At 62.5% G+C, this 23444-nt stretch carries 24 protein-coding genes; 17 read left to right on the forward strand and 7 right to left on the reverse strand.

Going from position 1 to position 23444, the window contains the following annotated elements; all coding sequences use genetic code 11:
• Nucleotides 1–38: 38 nt before the first annotated feature.
• On the forward strand, nt 39–785 hold the full coding sequence (locus E5P2_RS02080) for an SDR family oxidoreductase (RefSeq protein WP_162565515.1): 747 nt from the start codon (nt 39–41) through the stop codon (nt 783–785).
• A 114-nt stretch (nt 786–899) separates the two neighbouring features.
• Nucleotides 900–1823, forward strand: coding sequence for a LysR family transcriptional regulator (locus E5P2_RS02085; protein ID WP_162565516.1), 924 nt, complete (start codon nt 900–902; stop codon nt 1821–1823).
• On the opposite strand, the gene E5P2_RS02090 is transcribed toward E5P2_RS02085, so the two are convergent.
• Nucleotides 1810–2802 (reverse strand): tripartite tricarboxylate transporter substrate binding protein, encoded by a 993-nt coding sequence (locus E5P2_RS02090; RefSeq protein ID WP_162565517.1) that lies wholly within the window; start codon nt 2800–2802, stop codon nt 1810–1812. The genes E5P2_RS02085 and E5P2_RS02090 overlap by 14 nt on opposite strands.
• Before the next feature lie 346 nt (nt 2803–3148).
• On the opposite strand from E5P2_RS02090, the gene E5P2_RS02095 reads away from it, so the two are divergent.
• Genes E5P2_RS02095 through E5P2_RS02110 form a run of 4 tightly spaced genes read left to right on the forward strand, consistent with a single transcriptional unit; the run spans nt 3149 to nt 6955 of the window.
• A complete protein-coding gene (locus tag E5P2_RS02095; protein ID WP_232080551.1) occupies nt 3149–4369 on the forward strand; it encodes a Rieske 2Fe-2S domain-containing protein in 1221 nt (406 codons plus the stop codon).
• 20 nt (nt 4370–4389) lie between these two features.
• Nucleotides 4390–5640, forward strand: a complete 1251-nt coding sequence (locus tag E5P2_RS02100) for a Rieske 2Fe-2S domain-containing protein (RefSeq protein ID WP_162565519.1) — start codon at nt 4390–4392, stop codon at nt 5638–5640.
• A gap of 29 nt (nt 5641–5669) precedes the next feature.
• Nucleotides 5670–6080 carry a carboxymuconolactone decarboxylase family protein gene (locus tag E5P2_RS02105; protein ID WP_232080552.1) on the forward strand — a complete coding sequence of 137 codons (411 nt, stop codon included), beginning with the start codon at nt 5670–5672 and terminating at the stop codon, nt 6078–6080.
• Nucleotides 6077–6955 (forward strand): alpha/beta fold hydrolase, encoded by an 879-nt coding sequence (locus E5P2_RS02110; protein WP_162565520.1) that lies wholly within the window; start codon nt 6077–6079, stop codon nt 6953–6955. The genes E5P2_RS02105 and E5P2_RS02110 overlap by 4 nt, the downstream gene beginning before the upstream one ends.
• Here the strand turns inward: E5P2_RS02110 and E5P2_RS02115 are convergent.
• Nucleotides 6915–7823: a LysR family transcriptional regulator gene (locus E5P2_RS02115; protein WP_162565521.1), complete on the reverse strand. Its 909-nt coding sequence runs from the start codon at nt 7821–7823 to the stop codon at nt 6915–6917. The genes E5P2_RS02110 and E5P2_RS02115 overlap by 41 nt on opposite strands.
• Before the next feature lie 162 nt (nt 7824–7985).
• Between E5P2_RS02115 and E5P2_RS02120 the strand changes: the two genes are divergently transcribed.
• From E5P2_RS02120 to E5P2_RS02150, 7 genes are all read left to right on the forward strand, one after another.
• The gene (locus E5P2_RS02120) at nt 7986–8735 is read left to right on the forward strand and encodes an SDR family NAD(P)-dependent oxidoreductase (protein ID WP_162565522.1); all 750 of its coding nucleotides are present in this window, start codon (nt 7986–7988) and stop codon (nt 8733–8735) included.
• Between the two features lie 17 nt (nt 8736–8752).
• Entirely contained in the window at nt 8753–9751 is a 999-nt protein-coding gene (locus tag E5P2_RS02125; RefSeq protein ID WP_162565523.1) for a tripartite tricarboxylate transporter substrate binding protein, read from the forward strand.
• Nucleotides 9752–10009: 258 nt separating this feature from the next.
• Entirely contained in the window at nt 10010–10474 is a 465-nt protein-coding gene (locus E5P2_RS02130) for a bacteriohemerythrin (RefSeq protein ID WP_162565524.1), read from the forward strand.
• The gene (locus tag E5P2_RS02135) at nt 10474–11436 is read left to right on the forward strand and encodes a PDR/VanB family oxidoreductase (protein WP_443083544.1); all 963 of its coding nucleotides are present in this window, start codon (nt 10474–10476) and stop codon (nt 11434–11436) included. Before E5P2_RS02130 ends, E5P2_RS02135 begins: the two co-directional genes overlap by 1 nt.
• 37 nt (nt 11437–11473) lie before the next feature.
• On the forward strand, nt 11474–12751 hold the full coding sequence (locus E5P2_RS02140) for a Rieske 2Fe-2S domain-containing protein (RefSeq protein ID WP_162565526.1): 1278 nt from the start codon (nt 11474–11476) through the stop codon (nt 12749–12751).
• A 2-nt stretch (nt 12752–12753) separates the two neighbouring features.
• The gene (locus E5P2_RS02145; RefSeq protein ID WP_162565527.1) at nt 12754–13839 is read left to right on the forward strand and encodes a tartrate dehydrogenase; all 1086 of its coding nucleotides are present in this window, start codon (nt 12754–12756) and stop codon (nt 13837–13839) included.
• Between the two features lie 14 nt (nt 13840–13853).
• Complete coding sequence (locus tag E5P2_RS02150) at nt 13854–14471, forward strand: NIPSNAP family protein (RefSeq protein WP_162565528.1); 618 nt, start codon at nt 13854–13856, stop codon at nt 14469–14471.
• Between the two features lie 48 nt (nt 14472–14519).
• Here E5P2_RS02150 and E5P2_RS02155 read toward each other — a convergent pair whose 3' ends face one another.
• From E5P2_RS02155 to E5P2_RS02165, 3 genes are all read right to left on the reverse strand, one after another.
• Nucleotides 14520–15656, reverse strand: a complete 1137-nt coding sequence (locus tag E5P2_RS02155) for an isocitrate/isopropylmalate dehydrogenase family protein (protein ID WP_232080553.1) — start codon at nt 15654–15656, stop codon at nt 14520–14522.
• A gap of 5 nt (nt 15657–15661) precedes the next feature.
• Nucleotides 15662–16660, reverse strand: a complete 999-nt coding sequence (locus tag E5P2_RS02160) for an aldo/keto reductase (RefSeq protein ID WP_162565529.1) — start codon at nt 16658–16660, stop codon at nt 15662–15664.
• Between the two features lie 119 nt (nt 16661–16779).
• Nucleotides 16780–17691 (reverse strand): LysR family transcriptional regulator, encoded by a 912-nt coding sequence (locus E5P2_RS02165; RefSeq protein WP_162565530.1) that lies wholly within the window; start codon nt 17689–17691, stop codon nt 16780–16782.
• A 283-nt stretch (nt 17692–17974) separates the two neighbouring features.
• Between E5P2_RS02165 and E5P2_RS02170 the strand changes: the two genes are divergently transcribed.
• The 3 genes from E5P2_RS02170 (at nt 17975) to E5P2_RS02180 (ending at nt 20552) form a co-directional block, all read left to right on the forward strand.
• The gene (locus tag E5P2_RS02170; protein WP_162565531.1) at nt 17975–18784 is read left to right on the forward strand and encodes an N-acyl homoserine lactonase family protein; all 810 of its coding nucleotides are present in this window, start codon (nt 17975–17977) and stop codon (nt 18782–18784) included.
• Nucleotides 18785–18847: 63 nt separating this feature from the next.
• The gene (locus tag E5P2_RS02175; protein ID WP_162565532.1) at nt 18848–19591 is read left to right on the forward strand and encodes an aspartate/glutamate racemase family protein; all 744 of its coding nucleotides are present in this window, start codon (nt 18848–18850) and stop codon (nt 19589–19591) included.
• Between the two features lie 115 nt (nt 19592–19706).
• The gene (locus E5P2_RS02180; RefSeq protein ID WP_162565533.1) at nt 19707–20552 is read left to right on the forward strand and encodes an IclR family transcriptional regulator; all 846 of its coding nucleotides are present in this window, start codon (nt 19707–19709) and stop codon (nt 20550–20552) included.
• A gap of 69 nt (nt 20553–20621) precedes the next feature.
• On the opposite strand, the gene E5P2_RS02185 is transcribed toward E5P2_RS02180, so the two are convergent.
• Both E5P2_RS02185 and E5P2_RS02190 read right to left on the reverse strand, forming a co-directional pair.
• Nucleotides 20622–21413, reverse strand: a complete 792-nt coding sequence (locus E5P2_RS02185) for an SDR family NAD(P)-dependent oxidoreductase (protein WP_162565534.1) — start codon at nt 21411–21413, stop codon at nt 20622–20624.
• Between the two features lie 86 nt (nt 21414–21499).
• Nucleotides 21500–22342 carry a FadR/GntR family transcriptional regulator gene (locus E5P2_RS02190; protein WP_162565535.1) on the reverse strand — a complete coding sequence of 281 codons (843 nt, stop codon included), beginning with the start codon at nt 22340–22342 and terminating at the stop codon, nt 21500–21502.
• A gap of 123 nt (nt 22343–22465) precedes the next feature.
• Between E5P2_RS02190 and E5P2_RS02195 the strand changes: the two genes are divergently transcribed.
• Complete coding sequence (locus E5P2_RS02195; RefSeq protein ID WP_162565536.1) at nt 22466–23431, forward strand: 2-hydroxyacid dehydrogenase; 966 nt, start codon at nt 22466–22468, stop codon at nt 23429–23431.
• Nucleotides 23432–23444: the final 13 nt, after the last annotated feature.

Here is a 23444-nt window from a genome sequence, read left to right on the forward strand (position 1 = left end):
TTCGACATCAACATCAACATCGACATCAGGAGAATCTCATGAGCGGCCATATCAAAGGCAAGGTCATCGTCATCACCGGCGCGAGCAGCGGCCTCGGTCAGGCGGCCGCGCGCCTTCTGAGCGCGCAGGGCGCGCACGTCGTGCTCGGTGCACGGCGCATCGAGCGCCTGCAGCAACTGGCCGATGAATTGAATGGCCCGGCGCAGCGGGCACTCGCCATCGCCGTCGACGTCACCGTGCGCGACCAGGTCAAGCACCTCGTCGACACCGCCGTGCAGAGCTTCGGCCGCATCGACGTGATGATCAACAACGCGGGACTGATGCCCCAATCGCCGCTCGAGCGACTGAAGGTCGACGAGTGGGATCGGATGATCGACGTGAACCTGAAGGGGGTGCTGTACGGCATCGCGGCTGCCCTGCCGCACATGCAGCGTCAGAAGTCCGGTCATATTCTCAATGTGTCGTCGGTGGCTGGCCACAAGATCATGGTCAACGGCGCCGTCTACAGCGCAACCAAGCATGCGGTGCGGGCCCTGTCGGAAGGCCTGCGGCAGGAGGTCAAGCCCTGGAACATCCGCACCACCATCGTGTCGCCGGGCGCCGTGGACTCCGAACTGCCGGGCAGCGTGACGGAGCCGGACATGGCGCGAGGCCTGCGCGATTTCTACCAGGCCAACGCGATCCCCGCCGAATCATTCGCGCGTGTCGTGGCCTTTGCCATCGAGCAGCCGGACGACGTCGACGTGAACGAGATTCTGTTCCGGCCGACCCGCCAGGTTCCTTGAGAGCGAGCGCCCGAAGGCAGGAGCCCCGGCGGCCGGCGCCGCTTGAATGCAGGATCAGGCGCATCGGGTATTTGACGAGTCGCCGACGCGCAGGCGAGACGGGATAATGCGCCGATGACTCAGCCGTTTCGAATCACATTGCGCCAGCTCCGTGCGTTCTCGCAGGTCTACAAGCTGCGCAATCTCACGCATGCGGCCGAGTCGCTTCATATGACGCAGTCGGCGATGAGTGCGCTCATCCAGCAACTGGAGGAGTCGCTCGGCGTCAAGCTTTTCGAGCGCACGCCCCGGATGCTGCGCCCCACGGAAGCGGCCGATGAAGCTTATCTGCAGGCCAATGAGATTCTTGCGCGGGCCACGACCTTGCAGCGCGACATGACCGAGCGTACGAAAGCAGCGCAGGCCACGTTGGCATTCAGTTGCATACCCGCGCTGACCTCGGGGATCGTACCGACTGTCATCGCGGAATTCGAACGAACGGTTCCGCAGGCGCGCGTGGTTGTGTATGACGAGATCGATGCATCGCTGATCGAACGCGTTCTTTCGCGAAAGGCCGAATTCAGTATCAGCACCTTTGAGCACGATCCGGAACTCATCGAGCACTCGCCGCTCGTCGAAAGCTTCATCAGCGTCGTGTGCCACCACGAATCCGAGCTGGCCGGAAAGGAACAAGTCAGCTGGCGGGACTTGCTGGATCAACGCATCATCAACCTGTTCAGAGGAGATCCCGTCCAGCACTTGATCTCCGAAGTATTTCCCATCGAGGGGAGGCCCTTCGAATCCGCCTTCGAGATCGGCTACATCCAAACCGCACTGGCGATGGCTGCGCAGCGTCTGGGCGTGGTCATCCTTCCCGACTATTTCGTCGTCGAGAATCCGCACTTCGGCTCGCTGGTCGCCAGGAAGCTGCATGACCCGGAAGTCAAGCAAACTCTCTACATTCACACGCGCAAAGGGCATGTGCTTTCTGATGTTGCACAGACCTTTCTCGGGCTGCTCCGCCGGCATCTGGATGCTTCCAGTGTCAATCGGGTTTGATGTTGGCCGCCTTGATGACCCGGCTCCACCGCGCGGTATCTTCGGCGATGCGTTTTGCCAGCGCTTCGGGTGAACTGGACGCGGGTTCCATGCCTGCCAGCGAAAACTGTGCGCGCACTTCACTTGAATTGAGTACCGTCACAAGTTCGTGATTGAGGCGTTCGATGATGGGTGACGGCGTCGCTGCTGGCGCCATGACCGCGAACCAGCCTTCAGCCTCGTAGCCCGGCAGGCCCGCTTCGGAAAGCGTGGGAATATCCGGGGCTGTCGGTGTCCGCGATTTTCCGAGCACGCCGATGGCCTTCAATCGATTGCCGAGATAGGGGCGAACGGTCCCCATGTCGGCAAACACCAGTTGTACGTCCCCGCCAAGCAAGCCAACGACCGCAGGGCCGCTTCCCTTGAACGGGACATGGAGAAGATCCGTGCCTGTCATGAGCTTGAACAGTTCGCCCGCGAGATGGGGCGCTGTGCCATTGCCCCCTGAGCCATAGGCCAGTGTGCCCGGCTTCTGCTTCGCCAGACGTATGAGATCTTTCAGGTTGGAAACCGGGAACTCGTTTCGCACGGCAATGACCAGCGGGCTGACGCCAAAAAGGGATACCGGTGCCAAGTCCTTTTCCGGACTGAACGGGAGGTTCTTGTAGAGCGAAGTCAGCGCCGTCAGCCCGCCCGAAGACGTGAGCACCAAGGTGCGGCCATCGGGAGCGGCTTTCGCGACCAGGGCCATGCCGATGCCGCCCGCCATGCCGGGCCTGTTGTCGACGATCACGGGTTGCCCAAGCCGCTCGGCAAGCTTCGGTGCCACCAGGCGCGCCGCTGCATCGGTGCCGCCGCCCGGCGGAAAAATCACGATGAGACGAACCGGACCCGTGGGGTAAGCGCCCGACCCCTGTGCGGCGGCGGCCGAAGCCGCAACGCTGAGAAGGCCGGCAAGGACGGCTCTGCGTCCCACGACTTTGTTCTGTAAGAAATCCATGGTTGTCTCCTGTGACGCTGAGGCCTTGCTGCAAAAAGAATGATGTCGCAAACGGCGCGAGGATTGCACCAACGCTTTTCGATGGGGGCATCGATGTTTGCGATGGCCTAGATGGCCTTCTGCCTCCATCTCAATCGATGGTCTCATCGAAATTCGTTGGTTCTCCCTGCGCGACCGCTTTTCTAGACTTGCTCCATCGCGCTTCGAGCCGGCACTGCAGGGAATGCCCGTGCGAGTCCGGCCATGAAGTTCCAGAACCCAAGTCCAAGAATTCGGAGACCCCATGCTTTCACACGAACAGAACGAACTCCTCACGCGAGTCGGGCGGGGCACGCCGATGGGAACCATGATGCGACGCTACTGGCATCCCATCGCCATCAGCGCCGAGCTTCCTGAACGCGATGGCGATCCTGTCGTGCGCAAGCTGCTCGGTGACACCTTCGTCCTCTTTCGTGATACGCAGGGCCGTGTGGGTGCCATGGACGAGGGATGCCTGCATCGTGGCGCTTCCATGGCGCTGGGGCGCGTGGAAGAGGGCGGCATTCGATGCATCTACCACGGGTGGAAGTTCGACGTGGAAGGCAAGCTGCTGGAGACGCCGAACATCCCGGACGAACGCATACGGGAACGCTTGCGTGCCAATGCCTACCCGGTCCGAGAACAATCCGGATTGATCTGGATCTACATCGGGCCGAAAGACAAGCAGCCACCCTTCCGTCGCTTCGCCTATGACGAAGTACCGGAGACTCATCACACGGTCGTACGCGTCAATATCCCGTCCAACTACCTGCAGAATTGGGAGGGCGGCACCGACAGCTCGCACGTCAGCATCCTGCACAGCAACGTCACGCGGCCGGGTTGGCTGGCCGAAAGCAAGGCGCAAGCGGCCCACCTGCAGGATTTCGTGAGTTCGGCCTGGGACGACATGGCGCCCAAACTCGAGATCGAGGACACGCACTTCGGTTTTCACTATGCCGGTATCCGCCGAACCGGCCAGGAAGGCATGACGAACGTGCGCGTGGTCCCGCTCTTTCTTCCCTATGGCCGGATGATTCCTCTTCCTGGATTCGAATCGACGATCCTCGAGGTGCCACTGGACGACTTCAATACCTCCACGTATCTGGTCGACCTGAGTGTCGACGCCCCGATCAGCGTCGAGGCGCGGCTGAAGCGATCGGGATTCGGCCCCCACAACTATCGCGGCTACAACTTCATCGTGGACAAGGCGCAGCACTATGGCCAGGACCGCGTGGCCATGCGTGAGAAGAGAAGCTGGACAGGGCTGGAGGGCCTGACGCAGGAGGACGCCACGGTCACCGTCTCCCAAGGGTCCATCTACGATCGAAGCACGGAGCATCTGGTGTCTTCGGACGCTGCAGTCGTACGGCTGCGGCGGCGCCTGATGCAGGCCGTCGAAGTCTGCATGGCCGGCGGCGATCCGCCCGGGGCTCTGGTCGAGGACATGACCGGCGTGCGCTGCGTGGATCAGAACCTGGAACTCGGACGTTCCTGGCGGGCGTTGACCCCCGGCCACATGGCCTTGCCCGACGCCGACGCACGCGGCTAGCAACCCCTGAGGAGATTTCTGTGCTGAATTCAAATGACAACAAGGCCATGTGCCAGGTAGGCCCCGGCGAACCGATGGGTCGACTGCTGCGGCGCCATTGGCTGCCGTTCATGGTCGCTGCCGATCTGCCCGCCGGAGGCGATCCGAAGGACGTTCCCCTCGTGGGCGAGAATTTCGTGGCTTGGCGCGACGCCGAAGGCCGGCCTGCGTTGTTCGAGGACGGTTGCCTCCATCGAGGCGCGTCCTTGCTTCTGGCGCGCTCCGAGGGAGATGGGCTGCGCTGCATCTACCACGGCTGGAAGTTTGCGACCGATGGCACCGTGCTCGATACCCCGAACGTGGCCGATGCGGCCTACAGGGGTCGTTTGCGGGGCCGTACCTCTCCCGTGCGGGAATCCGGGGGAATTCTATGGACTTATCTGGGGGCTGCAGGACAGGAACCGGATTTTCCGCGTTGGCCTTGGATGGATCTTCCCGAGTCCCAGCGCGTGGTCGCCATTCATGTGCAGGAATGCAACTTCGTTCAGATCATCGAAGGTCTGGTCGACTCCTCGCATTTGGGGTTTCTGCATACCGACACACTGCGCAAGACGGGGGGCAGTGATCTGGAATACGCCCAGAAGGTCAACTCCATGCAAGACGACCTGGCTCCGAAGATCGAAGCCGAAGACACGCCATTTGGCTTCTACTACGCGGCCTTGCGAGATATTCGCAGCAAGGAAGGGAACTCGCGGCGGGAAGCGCGCGTCGCGGGCTTTGTCGCGCCTTTCACCATTCTCAATGCGAATGGTGATCTTCACCAGATCGTGATTCCTCAGACCGATACCCGGTCGATCTTCTTTCATGTCTACTACAGCGAATCGCGGCCGTTGAACGAGGAGCCACTGCGCAGTCAGCAATTGCGCATTGTCGGAATGGACGATGACACGCTGCAGCGCTTTCACCTGACCCCCGAGACGCTCGGTCGCGGCGACTACCCCCAGCGAACCAACTACTTTCATCAGGATCGGGCGGCCATGCGTGATGGAAGGACTTGGAGCGGCGTCTCCAGTCTGACGATGGAGGACGCCATCGTCTGTGTCTCTGCAGGCGCTGTTCGCGACCGCTCCCGCGAAACGCTGTCGACGGCCGACGTGGCAATCACCCGGCTGTACCGAGCCTTGCTGAGTGCCGTTGAATCGCAGGAGGTGGCTCGGATCGACTGGGTTCAGTCTCGCGGCTTCGCCGCTCAGCTTGCGCCGGGACAGGAATGGCGGGATCTGTTGCCGTGATTCATGCTCATTCAAAATCGGAGAAATTGATGACAGACATGACGATCTCGCAACGTCGCGCCGCCGGCGCCAAGGTGCGCCGCGAGGTGCTGGGCGTTGCCCACGTGCAGCCCGATGCCCAGCCTTCCATTTTCGATAGCACATTCACCGCATTCACCGAGGACTTCTGCTGGGGCAATGTCTGGACGCGGCCGGGGCTCGAGCGATCGACACGGAGCATGATCAACATTGCCATGCTGGCCGCCATGGGCTGTTGGCACGAGTTCGAGGTTCATGTGCGAGGCGCGCTCAACAACGGTGTCACGGAAGCCGAGATCGCGGAGATCGTGCTGCAGGCTGGCGTCTACGCTGGCATTCCGATCGCCGCGGAGGGCCTGCGCCGTGCCAAGGCAGTGGTGATGCAGGCCAGGGGCTCTCCCGAGGGAACGCAGGTGCCATGAATGCCGTGCAAGTTCAGTTCCGCACGAGGGGCAGCCTCGCCTACAGCATCGGCGGCGATGGTCCGGCCCTGGTTCTGCTGCATCCCATCGGCATGGATCGCTCCTTGTGGGCGCCTTATATGCAGCATTGGCTCCCGCGATATCGGGTCATCGCCGCAGACATGCTGGGTCACGGTGAATCGGGCCCGATCCGGGGGTCCGTCTCGCTGGCGGACCATGCGTGCGCAGTGCTGGAAGTCATCGAGGCAGAGGGCCTCGCATCGGCGGTCGTCATGGGCGTGTCGATGGGCGGCATGGTGGCCCAGAGCATGGCCATCGCAGCGCCCGATCGGGTGCAGGGATTGGTGCTTTGCGCGACGGCAGGAGGATTTCCAGAGGCTTCGCGTGCGGCCATTCGGTCGCGGGGCGATAGCTCCCGCCGCGGCGACATGTCGTCAGAAGTCATTGAATCCACCGCAGCCCGCTGGTTTGCGTCAGACACTCCGTCGGAGCTCGTCGAAAGGTGCTGCGCGAAACTCGCACTGAACGACTGGCACAGCTGGAGCGTCAACTGGGAAGCAATTTCGGAACTGGACCATCTGAGTGTCCTGTCCAGGCTCACGATGCCCGCGCTCGTCGTTGCGGGGGATCGCGATGCCAGCATCCCGGTCGCGGTTTCGAAGGAACTCGCCGATGCCTTGAAGGCAGACTTCGTCGTGCTGGAGAACAGCGCGCACTTCGGTGCTTTCGACGCGCCGCAGCGCATCGAGCCCGTGGTCGACCGATTCCTGGCCAGGCTCCATGCGGATCGAGTGGCGACTGATTCGCCGCTTCGGACAGCCGCAAGTGAATGCCCTAGCCGGCCGATGCGCTCAGGCGAACGAGGTGTTCCTTGAAAAGATCTGCCAATGCCCGCGCGCCGGGCGAGAGGGAGCGTCTGCTCTTGGTGACGACATAGAGGTTGCGACTGACCAGTGGCTCGCGCAGAGGTATCGCCACCAGACCCGGATCGTTGGGCTGTCCGTAGATCATGAAGGACGGCATGACGGCCACGCCCAGCGCCTTGGCCGTCAGGGCGAGGGCGGTCGACGAGTAAGAGGCGCGGTAGCGCGGGTGGATCTCTTCGCCTTCGGCCAATCCCGGGCGCAGGAAGTCGGGCCAGCCCGTGCCGCCGGTGACCACGATCACTCGCTCGTGCCGCAGCTCGCTCCAGGTGGCATCTCCTCGCTGGGCAAAGACCGAATCCGGACGGCAGATCAGGCACAGATGATCCGAATGCAGCAAGGTGTATTCGAGATCGGAGCGCCGCTCTCCCAAGGTGGAAATGCCGAACTGCACCGCCTCGTTCAAGACGAGTTCGAGCAGGCGATCGGGCGGCGCATCCAGCATCGACACCTCGAGGTTCGACCACAGCGCTTCGAATTCGCTCAGCACATCGGGCGCCACGTTCGCGGCAAGCATCGGCGTGATCGCAAAGCTGACGTGGCCGCGTCGCTTCTCGGCCAGCCCCTTGAGACTGGTCTTGAGATAGTCGACGTCGCTCAGGATTCGCTCGACGATCAGGATCGCTTCCTCGGCGGCTTCCGTCGCCTGCAGCGCGCTCTTGGTGCGGTCGAAGAGGCGCAGACCCAGTACTTCCTCGAACTGCTGCGTCAACCGGCTCACTGCCGATTGCGTGAGGTGGAGTTCTTCGCCGGCCTTGGTGAAGCTGCGCAGGCGATAGGCGTAGTAGAACGCGCGCAACTGTTGAACTTTGGGATCCATGCACCGAGCATTTCACACTCGCCGGGCGGGTGAAAGGGTGGATGCCCGAGGAGCGCGCCTGTCACACCCATTCCGTTTCTTCATGTTGCCATGCGCAAGAGTCGTTTGCTGCCGGCGTGCCGCCTTCCTACGATCGAGGCACGAAACGATGGGTAGAAGAACATGAGACTTGCAAACAGGCGCATCCTCGTCACCGGGGGCGCCTCCGGCATCGGACTCGAGGCCACTCGGCGCTTTCTCGGCGAAGGTGCCCGGGTCGCGGTCATCGATCGCAACCCCGCCGCATTGGAGGCCCTGGCCGCGCAGCTTCCGGCCGCGATCGCCTTGAAGGCCGACGTCAGCGATGAGGCGCAGGTGGCGACCGCCGTGGCCGAAGCCGGCGAGAAACTGGATGGCCTGGATGGATTGGCCAATGTGGCGGGCATCGGCACACGCAAGTCTTTCGACGAGACGACGCTGAAGGTGTTGATGACGGACCTGAACGTCAACCTGATCGGCCCGTTCCTGGTGTGCAAGGCCGCGGTGCCGTGGATGCGCAAGGCCGGCGGCGGCGCGATCGTCAATGTCTCCTCCGGCCTGGCGCTGCGGCCCACCGAAGGCCGAACGGCTTACGGCGCATCCAAGGGCGCGCTCATCGTGATGAGCAAGGCCATTGCTGTCGACCTCGCGGCCGACAACATCCGAGTCAACGTCGTCTGTCCTGGACTCATCGATACGCCGCTGGTGGCGAATGCCACCCACGGCGCACTGTTCACGCCGGCCCAGTTCGAGAAGCTGATGGACCGGCGCCTCATCCGCCGGATGGGCCGGCCGCAGGAACTCGCCGACGCGCTGCTGTTCCTGATGTCCGAGGAGTCTTCGTTCATGACGGCCAGCGTGCTGGCGGTGGACGGCGGCGGCTCGATGCACTAGCTCGGAGGCCCATTCCGATGGACAAGCAGATTTCCCGGCGCCGGTTGCTGAGCTTCGCATCGGCCGCGTCGGTGGCAGGCGTGCTGCCGCGCACTGCCGCAGCCACGGCCGCAGCAGCGTCGTTTCCCAATCATCCCTTGCGCCTCATCGTCGGCTTCCCGCCGGGCGGCATCACGGACCAGGTGATGCGTGTCGCCGCTGTCGATGCCGAGAAGAAGCTCGGCCAGCCCGTGATCATCGAGAACCGTCCCGGCGCGGCCGGCGTCACCAGCTTTCTGCTGATGAAGAACGCGGCGCCCGACGGCTACACCATCGGCCAGATCAATACGTCCTTGTGGCGACAGCCGGTCTTCACGCCGGTCGACTACGACCCGATGCGGGACTTCACGTACATCATCAACCTCGTCGACAACATCTTCGCCGTGGTGGTGAATGCGGAGTCGCCGTTCAAATCATGGTCGGAATTGCTGGCCTATGGCAAAGCCAACCAGAATCGGATTTCCTATGGTGCGCCTCCCGGGCTCGGGCAGAGTGCCCATTTGTTCGTCGAGGAGATCGCAGCGAAGGAGCACGTGTCCTGGCAGGCGATCGGCTACAAGGGCAGCAGCGAGAGCATGACGGCCTTGCTGGGCGGCCAGATCGACTTTTCCGTCGACACCGTGATCAGCAGCAGCGCGTTCGTGCGTGCCGGCAAGGCCCGCTATCTGGCCGTGGCGGCGAATCAGCGGATGCAGACCTGGCCGGACGTGCCGACGATGCGAGACCTGGGCTACCAGCTGTCGATCGACAGTCCCATCGGACTCGGCGGTCCTGCGCGAATGCCTCCCGAAGTCGTGGCATCCATCCACGACGCCTTCAAGTTCGCGCTCGAGCAACCCGCGATGACGGCTTTGCTTCAGCGCGCGGACCAGCACGCACGCTACATGGGAACCGCCGAGTTCACCGCCTTCGTCGCGCGCTCGAACGTCGAGCAGCGCGAACTGCTGACGCGCTTCGGCATGGCCAACAAACGCTGACTTCCAGTCGGACCGCGTCTCGACAGGCGCTTTCTTCGACTCCGCGGGTCGGGTTGCCAAATCGCTGGCGCGCCGCAATTGGCCCTGAAAGCGCAATTCCTGTCCATTGCATTGGCAATGGCACTGGAAGATCTTCGCGCTGATAACTCGGGCAGCACCAACACCAATTTTGATGGTGTCACCGGAATTCATCGCTTTTGCCGCCACTGGCCGCGGCCGACAATTTAAGGCATTCAACGAACTGGAAGGATGCCTAGCTTGTCCCACATACTGAGTCATCCGCATCCGGCGCCCATCTTCTCGGACGCCCAGAGCGCCGGGATTCCTCGCCTCGGCGATACGCGCCTGGACGGTCAACATGACGAAATCCATGCGTTGGTACGGAGCCTGCGCACTGCCGATCCGCGGTCGATGCTGGAAGCATTCGATGTGCTGCATGCGCATGTCCTCGATCACTTCGCCATGGAAGAAGCCTTGATGGCGCTGAATGAATTCTCTTCCAAGGAGTGCCACATCAGCGAGCACGCAGCCGTTCGCCAGTCCTTCCAGGAAGTGCGTGCGGCCATCGAGGCGGGCAGGCCCGGCGTTGCGTTTCGATTTGCACAGCAGCTGCTCGACTGGCTCCCCGAACATGCCGACGCACTCGACCGTCACTTGGTCAAGCTTCTCTTCTTTCAGAAGACCGGCGGCGCTGCCGTTCTGTTGCACCGTTTGAGTTCCTGATCATGACTTCCGAAGTTCAATCCTTGAGATTGTCGGCCATCCGATACGAGGCGGAAGCTATTGCGTCCTTCCAGTTTCAGCATCCGGACGCCGCCCCGCTCCCCGCCTTTGCGCCGGGTGCACACGTCGACGTTCATCTGCCGAATGGACTCATCCGCAGCTACTCCCTGAGCAACGAAAGCTCGGAGACGCACCGTTATGTCGTCACGGTCGCCCGCGACGTGAACAGCCGCGGGGGATCGGCCTACATGCACGACAAGCTGCACGTCGGCCAACTGCTCAAGGTCGGTGTCCCAGCGAATCACTTTCCGCTGGACGAGAGCGCCTCGGACACGGTCTTGATCGCGGGCGGCGTCGGCGTCACGCCGATCTGGTGCATGGCCCAGCGTCTGGAGCGACTCGGCCGTCCCGTCAAGGTCTTCTATGCGTCGCGGTCGCGCGCGAACGCTGCGTTCTCGAAGGATTTCGAAGCACTCGGCAGGCGGCATGCCGCCTGCGTCCATCTTCACTTCGACGACGAGCGCGGTTTGCTGGACATCAGGAAGCTGGTGAGCGAGAACGTCGGCGCGGGTACGCATGTGTATTGCTGCGGACCGACTCCCATGCTGCAGGCCTTCGAGGCTGCCTGCAGCCACCTGCCGCCGGAGTGCGTGCACGTCGAATACTTCAAGGCCAAGGACGCGCCGATCACCGCCGATGGCCTCGAGCTTGTTCTCGCGAAGTCGCAGAAGACGCTGCGCGTTGGCCACGGCAAGACGGTTCTCGACGCCATTCTCGAGGCGGGCATCGACGTGCCGTATTCCTGCATGGAAGGCATCTGCGGTTCCTGCGAAGTCCCGGTGCTGGATGGCGTCCCGGATCACCATGACAGCGTACTGAGCGCCAAGCAGAAGGCATCCAACAGCACGATGCTGATCTGCTGTTCCGGCGCGAAGTCTTCGCGCCTGGTGCTCGACCTTTGAATTCGAAATCCACACACTCCATCTGAGAAGGATCACCATGCTGAACAAGGAACAGAACGAAAGGCTGACGCGCGTCGGAAAAGGAACCCCGATGGGAACCATGATGCGTCGCTACTGGCACCCCATTGCGTCCTCTTCGGAGTTGCCGCATCCGGACTGCGACCCGATTCGCGCCAAGCTTCTGGGCGAGACCTTCGTCGTCTTTCGCGACACCGGCGGCAAGGTGGGCGTGCTGGACGAGCTGTGCCTTCACCGCGGCGCATCGATGGCCATCGGGCGGGTCGAGGAAGGTGGTATCCGCTGCATCTACCATGGCTGGAAATTCGCGGTGGACGGCACCTTGCTCGATACGCCGAACCATGCCGACGCGAGGGTGAAGGAGCGCCTCAAGGCCAGGGCCTATCCGGTGCGCGAGCAGTCCGGCCTGATCTGGACTTACATCGGCCCAGCGGAGAAAGAGCCGCCCTTCCGGAATTTCGCCTACGACAAGGTCCCCGAGGCCAACCGCATCGTCCTCAAGCTGGTCGTGAAGGCCAACTACCTTCAGATGTGGGAAGGCGGCACCGACAGCTCCCACGTGGGCATCCTGCACAGCAACGTGACGCGTCCGGGCTGGCTTGCCGAAGGCGGTGGCAAGGCACCGGAGATCAACGACATGGTGAGCTCCGCGTGGGACGACATGTCGCCGAAGCTCGAGATCGAGAACACCGGCTTCGGATTCCACTACGTGGGTATCCGCCGCGTCAACGATTCCACGCGCAACGTGCGCCTGGTCCCGCTGTTCATGCCCAACGGCCGGATCATCCAGTTTCCGGATTTCTACACCACCGTGTTCGACACGCCGCTCGACGACACCACGACGGCAAGCTACCTCGTCGATGCGAGCGAGACCAGAGCGTTGAACCTCGACGAGCGTCGCAAGCGTTCCGGCCTGCAAGAGGAGCGCTTCTACAAGAACGATCAATTCACGGCAACGTGGGACGACTACTTCGGCCAGGATCGGGCGGCCATGCGCGACAAGGAGAGCTGGAGCGGCTTCCATGGCATCACGCAGGAAGACGCCGTCATCTCCACGTCCATGGGGCCGGTCTACGACCGCAGCACGGAGCATCTGGTGGCGGCAGACGCTGCGATCGTGCGGCTGCGTCAGCGCCTGCTGGAATCCGTTCAATTGTCGGAAGAAGGCAAGGATCCATTCGGTGTCGACTACGGGGACCTGACTCACATGATCGGTTTTGATCGCGACATCGGCGAGGGCGACAGCTGGAAGCCCTACGCAGAGCACCACACCTCCCAATACCCCGCCGAGGAATGAACGTGAGCAAACACAGAATCGCAGTGATTCCCGGTGACGGAATCGGCAAGGAAGTCGTCCCGGAAGGGGTGCGTGTCGTCGATGCGGTCGCGCGCAAGCGGGGCATCGAGATCGAGTGGAAATGGTTCGACTTCTCGAGCTACGACTATTACGCCAAGCATGGACGCATGCTGCCCGAGAACTGGTTCGATCAGCTCGCGGGCTTCGATTCGATCTACTTCGGTGCCGTCGGCTGGCCGCAAGGCATTCCCGACCATGTCGCGTTGTGGCAGTCCTTGATGCTGTTTCGCCGGGGCTTCGATCAATACGTCAACATGCGGCCCGTCAAGACCATGCCGGGCCTGAGGAGCCCGCTGGCCGATCGCGGACCCGGAGACATCGACTTCGTTGTCGTGCGAGAGAACACGGAAGGCGAGTATTCAAGCATCGGTGGACGCGCGTTTCCCGACACGGACCGCGAGTTCGTCCTCCAGGAAACGGTCATGACGCGCGTCGGCGTCGATCGCATCCTGAAATACGCCTTCGAAATGGCATCCGGCCGCCCGGACAGGCATGTGACTTCGGCCACGAAGTCCAACGGCATCGCGGTCAGCATGCCGTACTGGGACGAGCGCTTCAGGCAGATGGCGGCCAAGTATCCGGAGGTGCGAACCGACCAATATCACATCGACATCCTGACCGCGCATTTCGTGCAGCATCCCGATTGGTTCGACGTGGTCGTGGCCAGCAATCTCTTCGGAGACATTCTGTCCGACCTCGGTCCGGCCTGCGCCGGCACGATCGGCATTGCACCCTCTGCATCCATCAATCCGGAGCGGATGCTTCCCAGTCTCTTCGAGCCCGTGCACGGCTCCGCGCCGGATATCGCGGGCAAGGGCATCGCCAATCCGATCGGCCAGATCTGGAGCGGGGCGCTCATGCTGGAGCATCTGGGCCATCCGGACGCGGCGGCGACGATCGTGTCTGCATTCGAGAAGGTGCTCGAGGCCGGTCCCCAGCATGCGCCGCTCACGCGCGACATGGGCGGCAGGGCCGGCACACAGGATCTGGGCAAGGCCATCGCCGAAGCGGTCTCCGCATCACATTGAAAGAAGGAAACATCATGATTGTCGAGATGCGCACCTATCAGCTGCGCCCGGGTACCGTCCCCACGCTGGAAAGCCTGTTCCGCGAGCACTTGCCCCACAGAACGCCGCTGGGCCCTCTGGGAGGCCTGTGGCACACGACGACCGGGCAGCTCGACACGGCCGTTCACATGTGGCCGTATGAATCCATCGAAGAGCGGATGGACGTCCGCGCCAAGATGATTCAGCCGGGCAAATGGCCGCCGCCCCTCAGACCCATCCTGCTCGAGATGAAGGCCACCATCCTTCTGCCCGCGCCCTTCTCGCCGCCGATGCTGCCCGCGCGGCACGGCCAGGTGTACGAGTTGTGCGTGGAGACCTATCTGCCGGGTGGTCCCGCAGATTGCGTGCGCGATTGGTCGCCGCTCATCGACAGACGCCAGAAGCTGTCGCCGCTCGTGTTCTGCGGCACCTCCGAGTTCGGCGCACTCAATGAATGGGTTCATCTGTGGGCCTATCGCGACATGGACCATCGCGCGGCAGTCCGCGAGGAGCTCGATCGGGAAGGATGGTGGCCGCCTTCAGGAGGACGGGAGCGTCTCATCCGCCAGCAGACACAGCTGCTCGAACCTGCGGAATGCTCGCCACTCGCATGAGGATCGCGGGCCTGTCCGCAGCCGCGGACAGGCCCTTTGCGGCGTGAACTATTTCAGAGCCCTGCAAACGGCATGGGTGACCTCGCTGCACCTTGCGGTGCCCCCGATGTCTCTCGGCACAGAGCGCCCGTCTTCCAGTACCTGAGCCACGGCGGCATCGATGCGGTCCGCGGCCGCGAGCAGGCGTGGATCCGCGTGCTGTTGAGCGAGCCAGCGCAACATCATGACGCCGGAGAGAATGGTCGCGAATGGATTCGCTGCATCCTGACCGGCGATGTCGGGCGCAGATCCGTGGGCACCCTGGAACAAGCCGTACTGGTCACCGACTTCTGCCGACGGCGCCATCCCGAGTCCGCCGATGGTGCCGGCACCCAGGTCGGAAATGATGTCGCCGAACATGTTCTCGGCCACGATGATGTCGTAGAAGTCGGGCTTGCGCAGCATGTGGACCGTGATGGCGTCCGCGTAGGCGTAGTCCAGCTCGACATCGGAGAACTCAGCGGAGACCTCGGTCGTCACGGCTCGAAAGAACGCATAGCTTCTCAGGATGTTGGCCTTGTCGCAGACGGTCAGGCGACGCTTTCCATCGCGAGGCGCTCCGTTTCGCTGGCGTGAGAGCGCAAAACTGAATCGTGCGACCCGCTCGACGCCCTTGCGCGTCATGACCAGGCTGTCCGTCACGACCTCTCCACGAAGATTGATCCCCGCGCCTCGGCTGGCATAGAGACCTTCGGTATTCTCGCGAACGATGACATAGTCAATCTGGCCCGGGGACCATCGCTTGAGCGGGCCATCAACGCCCGGATACAGCTTGATGGGCCTGACGTTGGCGTAGAGGTCGAGCCGTGAGCGCAGCATCAGGTGAAGGTCGTTCCCCACCTCGGTGCCGTCGGCATAGGTGACGCCCGGCAGACCCGCCGCGCCGTGCAGGATCGCGTCCGCCGAACGGCAGACGGTCTCGGTGGCCGCGGGCAAGACCTCGCCGGTGCGCGTGTACTGGCCAGCGCCGCCATCGAGAGCTTCGAAGTCGAGCCATCCGCTGCCGCACGCTTCGCGCAACACGGCCACCGCAGACTGGCACACCTCGGGACCAATGCCGTCGCCGTCGATGGTTGCGATGCGATATCGGCGGCGATCCGTTCCAGCAGGCGTTTGTTCTTGCGACATGTCGATCGGAGTCTGCATGCGAGTCAGCGATCGATCTGGGCCATCACGGCGGCGCCATAGCGAGGTCCGGTAACACCTGTTTCGGCAACAACGCGCGCGATCTGCGCGGCTTCATCCGCGCTGAGGCGGACATCCAGCGCGGCCAGGTTCTCTTTCAGACGTTCCACGCGCCGCGTTCCCGGGATGGGGACGATCCAGTCCTTTTGCGCGAGGACCCAGGCAAGGGCGAGCTGTGCCACGGTGATGCCTCTGTCTTTCGCCAGCTGACCCAACACCGCGACAGCTTGCACATTCTTCTCGCGATTCTCGCCAACGAATCTCGGATTGCCTGCTCGGAAGTCGGTGGGATCGAAGACGGTCGTTGCGTCGACGGTGCCGGTGAGGAATCCGCGGCCGAGAGGGCTGTAGGCCACGAACCCAGCGCCGATCTCCTCGAGCGTGGAGAAGATCTCGTCTTCGGCCTCGCGCGTCCACAGCGAGTATTCGGTTTGCAATGCGGCAACCGGATGCACCGCGTGCGCTCTTCGGAGGGTCGCCGCGCTTGCTTCGGAGAGCCCGAAGAACCGCACCTTCCCTTGCTTCACCAGGTCGCCGACCGCTCCCGCGACATCTTCGATCGGCACCTTCGGATCGACCCGATGCTGATAGAACAGATCGATCACATCGGTGCGCAGCCGCTGAAGGCAACCTTCAACGACTCTGCGGATGTTCTCGGGCCGACTGTCGAGACCCGTGCGGACACCTCCGATGCCATATGAATAGCCGAACTTCGTCGCAAGGATGACTTTGCTCCGTACGGACGCCAAGGTTTCGCCGATGAGCTCTTCGTTGGCATAGGGCCCATAGCCTTCAGCCGTATCAAAGAAATTGACGCCACGCTCCACTGCTTCATGCAGCACGGCAATGCTTTGCCCGCGGTCGGACGGGCCGTAGCCGGCTGTCATTCCCATGCACCCCAAGCCCAGGGCTGACACTTTCAGGCCGGAGGTTCCAAGTTCCCGTGAAGGTAGATTCGTCGTCATTTTGCTTTCCGAGGCTGACTCAAGAGAGGGAGTGGCGCAGTGTAGGAGCGACGTCGCGCGGCCAAGGCGAAAAATACCGATGACATCATCGGCTGCGGCAATGGCGCATGCCTCTTGAACTAGCCCAGGCTGGCGAGATGCTCCTTCAGCATGTCGATGAACTCGACGGCAACAGCCGAGAGCGTATGGCCCTGCCGGGTGTGAATCAGAAGGCTTCTCTCGATCACCGGATCATGCAGCTTCTTCGCAACCAAGGTTCCCACATGGGGGTTGCCCTTGATCAGGTAGCCGGGCAGCACAACGAGCCCCATCCCTTGGGCCGCCAAGGCGAGGGCCGTATGGATGAATGAAATCTCGTAGGCAGGTCGATAAGCCCGGCCTGCAGTGGAGAGTGCTTCGCTGATCAGCTGATGTACTTTCACACCTCTGGACAGATTGATGATCGGCTCCGAGACAAGATCCTCCCAGGTCACCCGCTCTCTGGCAGCCAGAGCGGAATCGGCCCGGCAAACCACAGAAAGATGGTCCATCACGAGTGGCGTGCTGGCGACCGCTTCGGGTTCATGCTGGAAGAAGCCCAGACTGAACTCCACCTCTTCGTCGAGCACGCGCTTGATGAGGCTCGAATCGCCCGCGTCGTAGAACACGATCTTCACTTCAGGAGCCGCTCGATGCAGCTTGGCCAACACCGTCGGCACGACGCCGGCGGAGAGGGCGGGCGCACAACTGAATGCGAGCACGCTCTCGTGAACCTCCGCGAGGTCTTGCATGTCTGCGCCCAGGGCGTTCACGTTGTCCAGGATCGCCTCGACCTGTGCAAACGCTTTCTCTGCCGCCTTCGTCGGCCGCAGAACGCGGGGCGTACGCTCGAACAGCCGTATGCCCAGCGACTCCTCGAACTGTCGGATCATGGCGCTCATGGCCGACTGAGTCATGTTCATGGCATCAGCGGCATGCGTGAGATTGCGAAGACGATAGGCCGTCAGAAACGCCCGCATCTGCCGCAATGTGATGTTGATTTGGACTGGCATGGCTGGGATTGTCGCGCTGTCCGAAAACGAAGATTGTGGCGCCGCCCCCAAAAAAAGCGATAGCACCATCGAAAAGCCTCGCTCTCGGGCGATAGCCTGCCTTCTATACTTCATCGGACACGAGTCTCAAGGGACGTCTTTAGCCCCTCGGAGAGCGCGAAGCCGGATGGCTATGCGCCGCATTTCCGCGGCCACGAAGAATTCCAGGCATTTGCCATGAAAGCCGAACGCGAGCAGCGAGCGCTGCTGGCCAAGTTCGGACTGCTGCGGATGAACCAGGCCCATGCAAAACGACTTGCCACGATTCGAAGTCTACGCAATGCGCTACGCGACCCGAACCGCGATGCGGCGCGATCATTTCATCGGTGGCGATCCGCACGAGGCGTCGATGCCGATGGATTACTACGTCTGGGCGATCGTCGGAAAGACCCGCACAGTCGTCGTGGACACCGGTTTTTCATCGGCCGTCGCACTGCTTCGAGGCCGGGAGCACCTTCGATGCCCGGCTGACGCCTTGAGGCTGATCGGCATCGATGCCGCCGAAGTTCAGGACGTGGTCATCACCCACATGCACTACGACCACGCGGGCAACCTGCCCAAGTTTCCAGGTGCTCGCGTGCATGTTCAAGAAGCCGAGATGCAGTTTGCGTGCGGGCGGCACATGCGCGAAAGGGTGCTCGCGTATTCCTACGAATGCGAGGATGTGGTTTGCGCCGTTCGATTGAATTTCGCCGGGCGCGTGACGTTCTGCCAAGGCGATACCGAGCTATGTCCCGGCATCAGCCTGCACCTGGCAGGCGGCCATACGCCAGGCATGCAGTTCGTTCGCGTGCACACCCAGCGAGGCTGGGTCGTCCTGGCTTCCGATGTGGCGCACTACTACGAGAACATCGAGGCCAGGCGGCCATTTCCCATCGTGGCGGACTTGCCGCAGATGGTCGACGGATGGAGCCGGGTCAATGCGCTCGCAGACTCAGCGCAGCATGTCATTCCGGGCCATGACCCTCTCGTGATGGCCAGATATCCGGCGCCTCGATCTTCGCTCGAAGGCATCGTCGCCAGGCTGGATGTCGATCCTCTCTCGAGTTGCTGATGCGGGCCGAAGGTGAAACTCGGGTATCGGGGCCTTCGGTGCCGGGATGAACAGGATGATCAATTGAAAAACCTCAATCAAGTCGGATCGCCCCAGGAGCCTCGTGTCATAGGATTGCTCGTCGCGCCGGGTTCCGGCCGAATCCCGCCCGATGGAGAGCTGCTGTACGGGGGGCGTGGGATTCGCTTCATTTCGCAGGGCCTTGGCGTGGGAGAAATATCACCGTCTGGTTTTGATGCGGTGGAAGCCAGGGTCCTGGAAAAGTCGCGCCTTCTGAGCGATGCAGGCGCGCAGCAGATCATTCTGATGGGAACCTCGCTGACCTTCTACCGAGGTCCGGCATACACGGACGAACTCCGCGACGAGATGAGCGAAGTCACGAAAGTGCCTTGCACGACGATGAGCCATGCCATCGTCGACAGCATGCATGCGCTTGGGATGAAGAGGGTGGCGGTTGTGACTTCTTACATCGAAGAACTGAACCTCGCACTTCGAAAATACCTGGAAGACCTTCACTTCGAGGTTGCGGACATCGAGGGCCTGGGGATACGAGGCGTCGATGCGATGCGAGCCGTGCCGGCGGAGACGCTTGTCGAGCTGTCTCATAGAGCGGTTGCGAAAGCCGGGCAGGCTGACGGTCTTCTGATTTCCTGCACAGGTCTCAATACCCTGGGGCTTCACGCAAACCTGGAAAGGACGCTCGGCATCGCGGTGACGTCGAGCGCACCTGCTGGTTTTTGGCATGTCATGCGTCTTGCAGGGCTGCCGACCGCATGTCCTGGGTTTGGCCGTCTTTTCTCACTCTAGACAGGCAGGCCGTTCGGCGGGTCTGTGCGTCAGATGCGATCGCCCCGGCACCTCATCGCGAAAGATATGATGACCCGATGAGCAGGGTGCGAAGCAGAAACCGGAGTTGTCCAGGATGGCACGCAAGCAACTGAAGAGAAGCCCTGTGTCGAGCCTCGTCGCGGCGCCTAGCGCGGCGCGGAGCGATCCGCGATTCAATACGGCCCTCGCGCGCGGACTTGATATCTTGAGGGCATTTCGTCCCGGGGATATGTTTCTGGGAAACACCGAGCTTTCCGAGCGCACAGGCATACCCGCCTCCACGATGTCGCGCTTCACCTTCACGTTGCAGGAACTCGGCTACCTGCTGTACGTCGAAGATCTGGGGCGCTATCAGCTTGGACCCGGTGTCCTGTCACTCGGATTTTCGATGATGGCGACCATTGGCATTCAAACGATCGCGCATCCCCTGATGGTCGAGTTGGCCCATGCATGTGGTGGCGTGGTGGGTCTTGCGGCCATGGATGGGCTGGAGATGGTTTATCTCGAGGTCGTCAAGGGCCATGCCCCTGTCGTTCCGAGTTATGTCGCAGGCTATCGAATCCCGGTTGCTCGCACGACCTTGGGCTGGGCCTGTCTCGGTGGAATGAATCCGCTGGAGCGAAAGCGGTCCTTGGCGGAGCTCGAGCGCGCCTCTGGCGCAGACTGGCCCGGCGTCAAGGCGAGGATCTTCGCTGCGTTCGCAGAACTGGAGACCCGTGGCTTTTGCCTGCAGGTTGGAGGCCCCTATGTGCCTTCGGTCGGTGCTGTCGGCGTTCCGGTGCACTCCCACAATGATGCGCGGAGCTTTTCATTCAATCTCACCGCGTCGGCCACCTTGGTTTCTCAAGAGGATCTCGAAAATATCTGGGGCCCCCGATTGCTGGCGCTGGTGAGGAAGATCGAGGTGGAGCGCGTCTCGCAATTGCCGCGCATTCTCTAGCGCATTGCTTCCGCCTTCGGCAGCACAAGGCCATGGCAAAGCACTTTCATCGGCTTTCTTCCTGCGTGCTCAGGAGGCGGCGAGCTTAAAGCTTCCAACTGCGCCGAGTGAGGATCCGCCATCGACAGCGATGACATTGCCGGTGACATAGGCGGCCAAAGGCGATGCCAGGTAAAGCACTGCCGACGCAACATCGGAAGTTTCCCCGGGACGGCCCATCGGGATGCGGGAAGACTCCTGCTTCCAGTACTCCGCAGAATTGTTCGCGACAAGCCGCGGCGTTCGAGTGAGCCCCGGTGCCACGACGTTCACGCGAATGCCCGAAGGCGCCAATTCCTGCGCCGCGCCTTTCGCCAGGTGATGCAGCCCCGCCTTGGCAGAGGCGTAGGCGAGCGCTGCGCCGCTGCGCACCACATGGCCGGCGATGGAACCGATGAAGACCATGTTGCCGCCTCGATCCTTCATGGCCTTCGCGCCGAAGTGCAAAGTGAGCCACACGTGATCGAGCACCAGTTCGAACTGACGCTTCCAGCTTCCCGTGTCTTCCGAGGCCAGCTCATTGCGCAGGACCATGCCGACCACATTGACGACGCCGAGCGGTCCACTGCCCTGGACTTTCGAAGCTTCGCTGAAGACGCGATCCATCTCCTCGGGCTTCGTCACGTCGGCGGCGAGCGCGATGCCGTTGTTTGCGGACGCCACGTGCTGTGCCCGTTCCAGTACCGAGTCGACGCACACCACGCGCGCGCCGCATTGCGACAGCGCCCGGACGACTTCCTCGCCGATGCCCTGACCCGCGCCCAATACGACGAAGACCTGCCCGTGCAGCGAAAGAAGATTTCGATAGTCGGTGTTGCTCATGGTTTCGGTGCGTCTGTCCGGCGAGTCTAGGCAGCGAACGAGACCCATGAGGCGAATTCTTCCGATGACGCCATCGGAATTCCAGTCTAGGCCCGGCGACCCTTCTTGAGCTGCAAGCGCTCGTGGGTATCGCTGAGGGACGCACGATCGAGGCGGCGCGCCGCCGCGCGACTGTCGCGGGTCCAGAACTCCTTGTCGGCCTGCTCGATCCTGATGGCGGTGTTGTGCATGTGGAGGAACGCAGCGGTGCGCGCGGCCGGTGCGTCGCGCATGCGGATCGCCGCACAGATGGCTTCGTGTTCGGCCAGGACCTGCGCCGCCAGGTCGGCCCGTCGCGCCTCGTTGGTTCGCGTGAGCCGGATGGCATCGTGCAAGGCGCGCGTGAGAAGACCGAGCAACTCGGTGTAGTGCGTGTTGTGTGCTGCGCGTGATATGGCGATGTGAAAGGCAAGGTCTTCCTCGACGCCGTCACCACCGCCCTTGACCGCGCTTGCGATCGCACGAAGCGCCTGCTGGATCTGTGCCATCTCGCCGGCAGTGCGCCGTTGCGCCGCGAGCGCCGCCATCTCTGCCTCGATGCCGCGACGCAGTTCCAGGATTCGCAGCACGCCCTGGGCCGGATCCTTTTGCGTATCCGCCGGTTCGAGGCCGAGCCGGAATGCGTCCGCGCCCTTCGGATCCCGCACCACGGTGCCGCTGCCCTGGCGCGTCTCGACCAGGCCCTCCGATCTCAATCGTGCAATGGCCTCGCGCACCACGGTGCGGCTGACACCGTACTGCTCGGTCATGGACTGCTCGCTCGGCAGCCGCGTGTTGACGGGATAGGCACGACCGCGGATATCTGCCGCGATGAGATCGGTGACCCGGTCTGCCAGGGTGGCGTCCGGGTCTGGACGAGCGTTTGAGTTGTCGATGCGGGTGGGCGCCATGGGCTGGACAGAGCATTGCGAAGCTGAGCGAAGGATACTACCCGGCGTCCTTGGATTGACAAAGTTGTATGATGGATTTGTAATATGACTTTGTTGGCCTGGTGCCGATGTCTCCTAGGACCCATGCAGTCTTCTCCCCAGTCAAAGGCGTTCCTTTGTCGCCGCTACACACCGAAGGTCGAGGCCGCCTTGCGGGAACGTTTCGCGCTGGATCTCAACGAAGACGACACGATCCTGCCGCCCGCAGAGATCGCTCGGCGCGCACGAGGCAGCGCCTTGCTGTTCGTCAGCGCCACCGAGATGGTGGACAAGGCCGTGATCGCGGAACTCGCTCCGGCGCTGCGCGTCATTGCGACGCTCTCCGTGGGATTCGATCACATCGATCTCGAAGCGGCGCGCCAGGCGGGCGTGAAGGTGCTGCATACCCCGGAAGTGCTGAGCGACGCCTGCGCCGAGGTCGCCATGCTGCTGTTGCTCAATGCATGCCGCCGCGGCTTCGAGGCCGATCGGATGGTCCGCAGCGGGTCGTGGCCCGGATGGGCGCCCACGCAATTGCTGGGCATGGGATTGGTCGGAAAGCGCCTCGGAATCTTCGGCATGGGGCGCATCGGGCGCGCGATTGCCGTGCGAGCGCGCGGTTTCGGGCTGGCCATCCACTACCACAATCGCACGCGTGTGCAACAAGAGGAGGGCGCGGTCTATCACGAGACCCTTGAAAGCCTTCTTGCGCACAGCGACATCCTGATGATTGCAGCGCCGGGAACGCCATCGCTGCGGGGCGTGATCAATGCGCGTCGACTCGATGCGCTCCCGGAGGGTGCGGTGGTCGTGAACATTTCGCGCGGCGATCTGATCGACGACGCTGCGCTGGTGCAGGCGCTTCGATCCGGTCGCCTGCGTGGCGCCGGGCTGGATGTCTTTGCGAACGAGCCCGACATCCATCCGGACTATCGAACATTGGACAACATCTTCCTCACGCCGCACATCGGAAGCGCGACCCATGAGACGCGCGACGCGATGGGCTGGCTGCTGATCCATGGCGTCGAGGCGCTGGACCGCGGCGAAACCCCGGACAACCTGCTTTGCTGATCACCTCCTCGCT

The organism is Variovorax sp. SRS16 (assembly GCF_901827165.1).
Classification (GTDB): Bacteria; Pseudomonadota; Gammaproteobacteria; order Burkholderiales; family Burkholderiaceae_C; genus Variovorax.

Bases quoted from the DNA above. Each gene is read 5' to 3' on its own strand.
- E5P2_RS02080 (WP_162565515.1), top strand. From the start codon at position 39: ATGAGCGGCCATATCAAAGGCAAGGTCATCGTCATCACCGGCGCGAGC.
- E5P2_RS02085 (WP_162565516.1), top strand. From the start codon at position 900: ATGACTCAGCCGTTTCGAATCACATTGCGCCAGCTCCGTGCGTTCTCG.
- E5P2_RS02090 (WP_162565517.1), bottom strand. From the start codon at position 2,802: ATGGATTTCTTACAGAACAAAGTCGTGGGACGCAGAGCCGTCCTTGCC.
- E5P2_RS02095 (WP_232080551.1), top strand. From the start codon at position 3,149: ATGATGCGACGCTACTGGCATCCCATCGCCATCAGCGCCGAGCTTCCT.
- E5P2_RS02105 (WP_232080552.1), top strand. From the start codon at position 5,670: ATGACAGACATGACGATCTCGCAACGTCGCGCCGCCGGCGCCAAGGTG.
- E5P2_RS02110 (WP_162565520.1), top strand. From the start codon at position 6,077: ATGAATGCCGTGCAAGTTCAGTTCCGCACGAGGGGCAGCCTCGCCTAC.
- E5P2_RS02115 (WP_162565521.1), bottom strand. From the start codon at position 7,823: ATGGATCCCAAAGTTCAACAGTTGCGCGCGTTCTACTACGCCTATCGC.
- E5P2_RS02120 (WP_162565522.1), top strand. From the start codon at position 7,986: ATGAGACTTGCAAACAGGCGCATCCTCGTCACCGGGGGCGCCTCCGGC.
- E5P2_RS02125 (WP_162565523.1), top strand. From the start codon at position 8,753: ATGGACAAGCAGATTTCCCGGCGCCGGTTGCTGAGCTTCGCATCGGCC.
- E5P2_RS02140 (WP_162565526.1), top strand. From the start codon at position 11,474: ATGCTGAACAAGGAACAGAACGAAAGGCTGACGCGCGTCGGAAAAGGA.
- E5P2_RS02150 (WP_162565528.1), top strand. From the start codon at position 13,854: ATGATTGTCGAGATGCGCACCTATCAGCTGCGCCCGGGTACCGTCCCC.
- E5P2_RS02155 (WP_232080553.1), bottom strand. From the start codon at position 15,656: ATGCAGACTCCGATCGACATGTCGCAAGAACAAACGCCTGCTGGAACG.
- E5P2_RS02160 (WP_162565529.1), bottom strand. From the start codon at position 16,660: ATGACGACGAATCTACCTTCACGGGAACTTGGAACCTCCGGCCTGAAA.
- E5P2_RS02165 (WP_162565530.1), bottom strand. From the start codon at position 17,691: ATGCCAGTCCAAATCAACATCACATTGCGGCAGATGCGGGCGTTTCTG.
- E5P2_RS02170 (WP_162565531.1), top strand. From the start codon at position 17,975: ATGCAAAACGACTTGCCACGATTCGAAGTCTACGCAATGCGCTACGCG.
- E5P2_RS02180 (WP_162565533.1), top strand. From the start codon at position 19,707: ATGGCACGCAAGCAACTGAAGAGAAGCCCTGTGTCGAGCCTCGTCGCG.
- E5P2_RS02185 (WP_162565534.1), bottom strand. From the start codon at position 21,413: ATGAGCAACACCGACTATCGAAATCTTCTTTCGCTGCACGGGCAGGTC.
- E5P2_RS02190 (WP_162565535.1), bottom strand. From the start codon at position 22,342: ATGGCGCCCACCCGCATCGACAACTCAAACGCTCGTCCAGACCCGGAC.
- E5P2_RS02195 (WP_162565536.1), top strand. From the start codon at position 22,466: ATGCAGTCTTCTCCCCAGTCAAAGGCGTTCCTTTGTCGCCGCTACACA.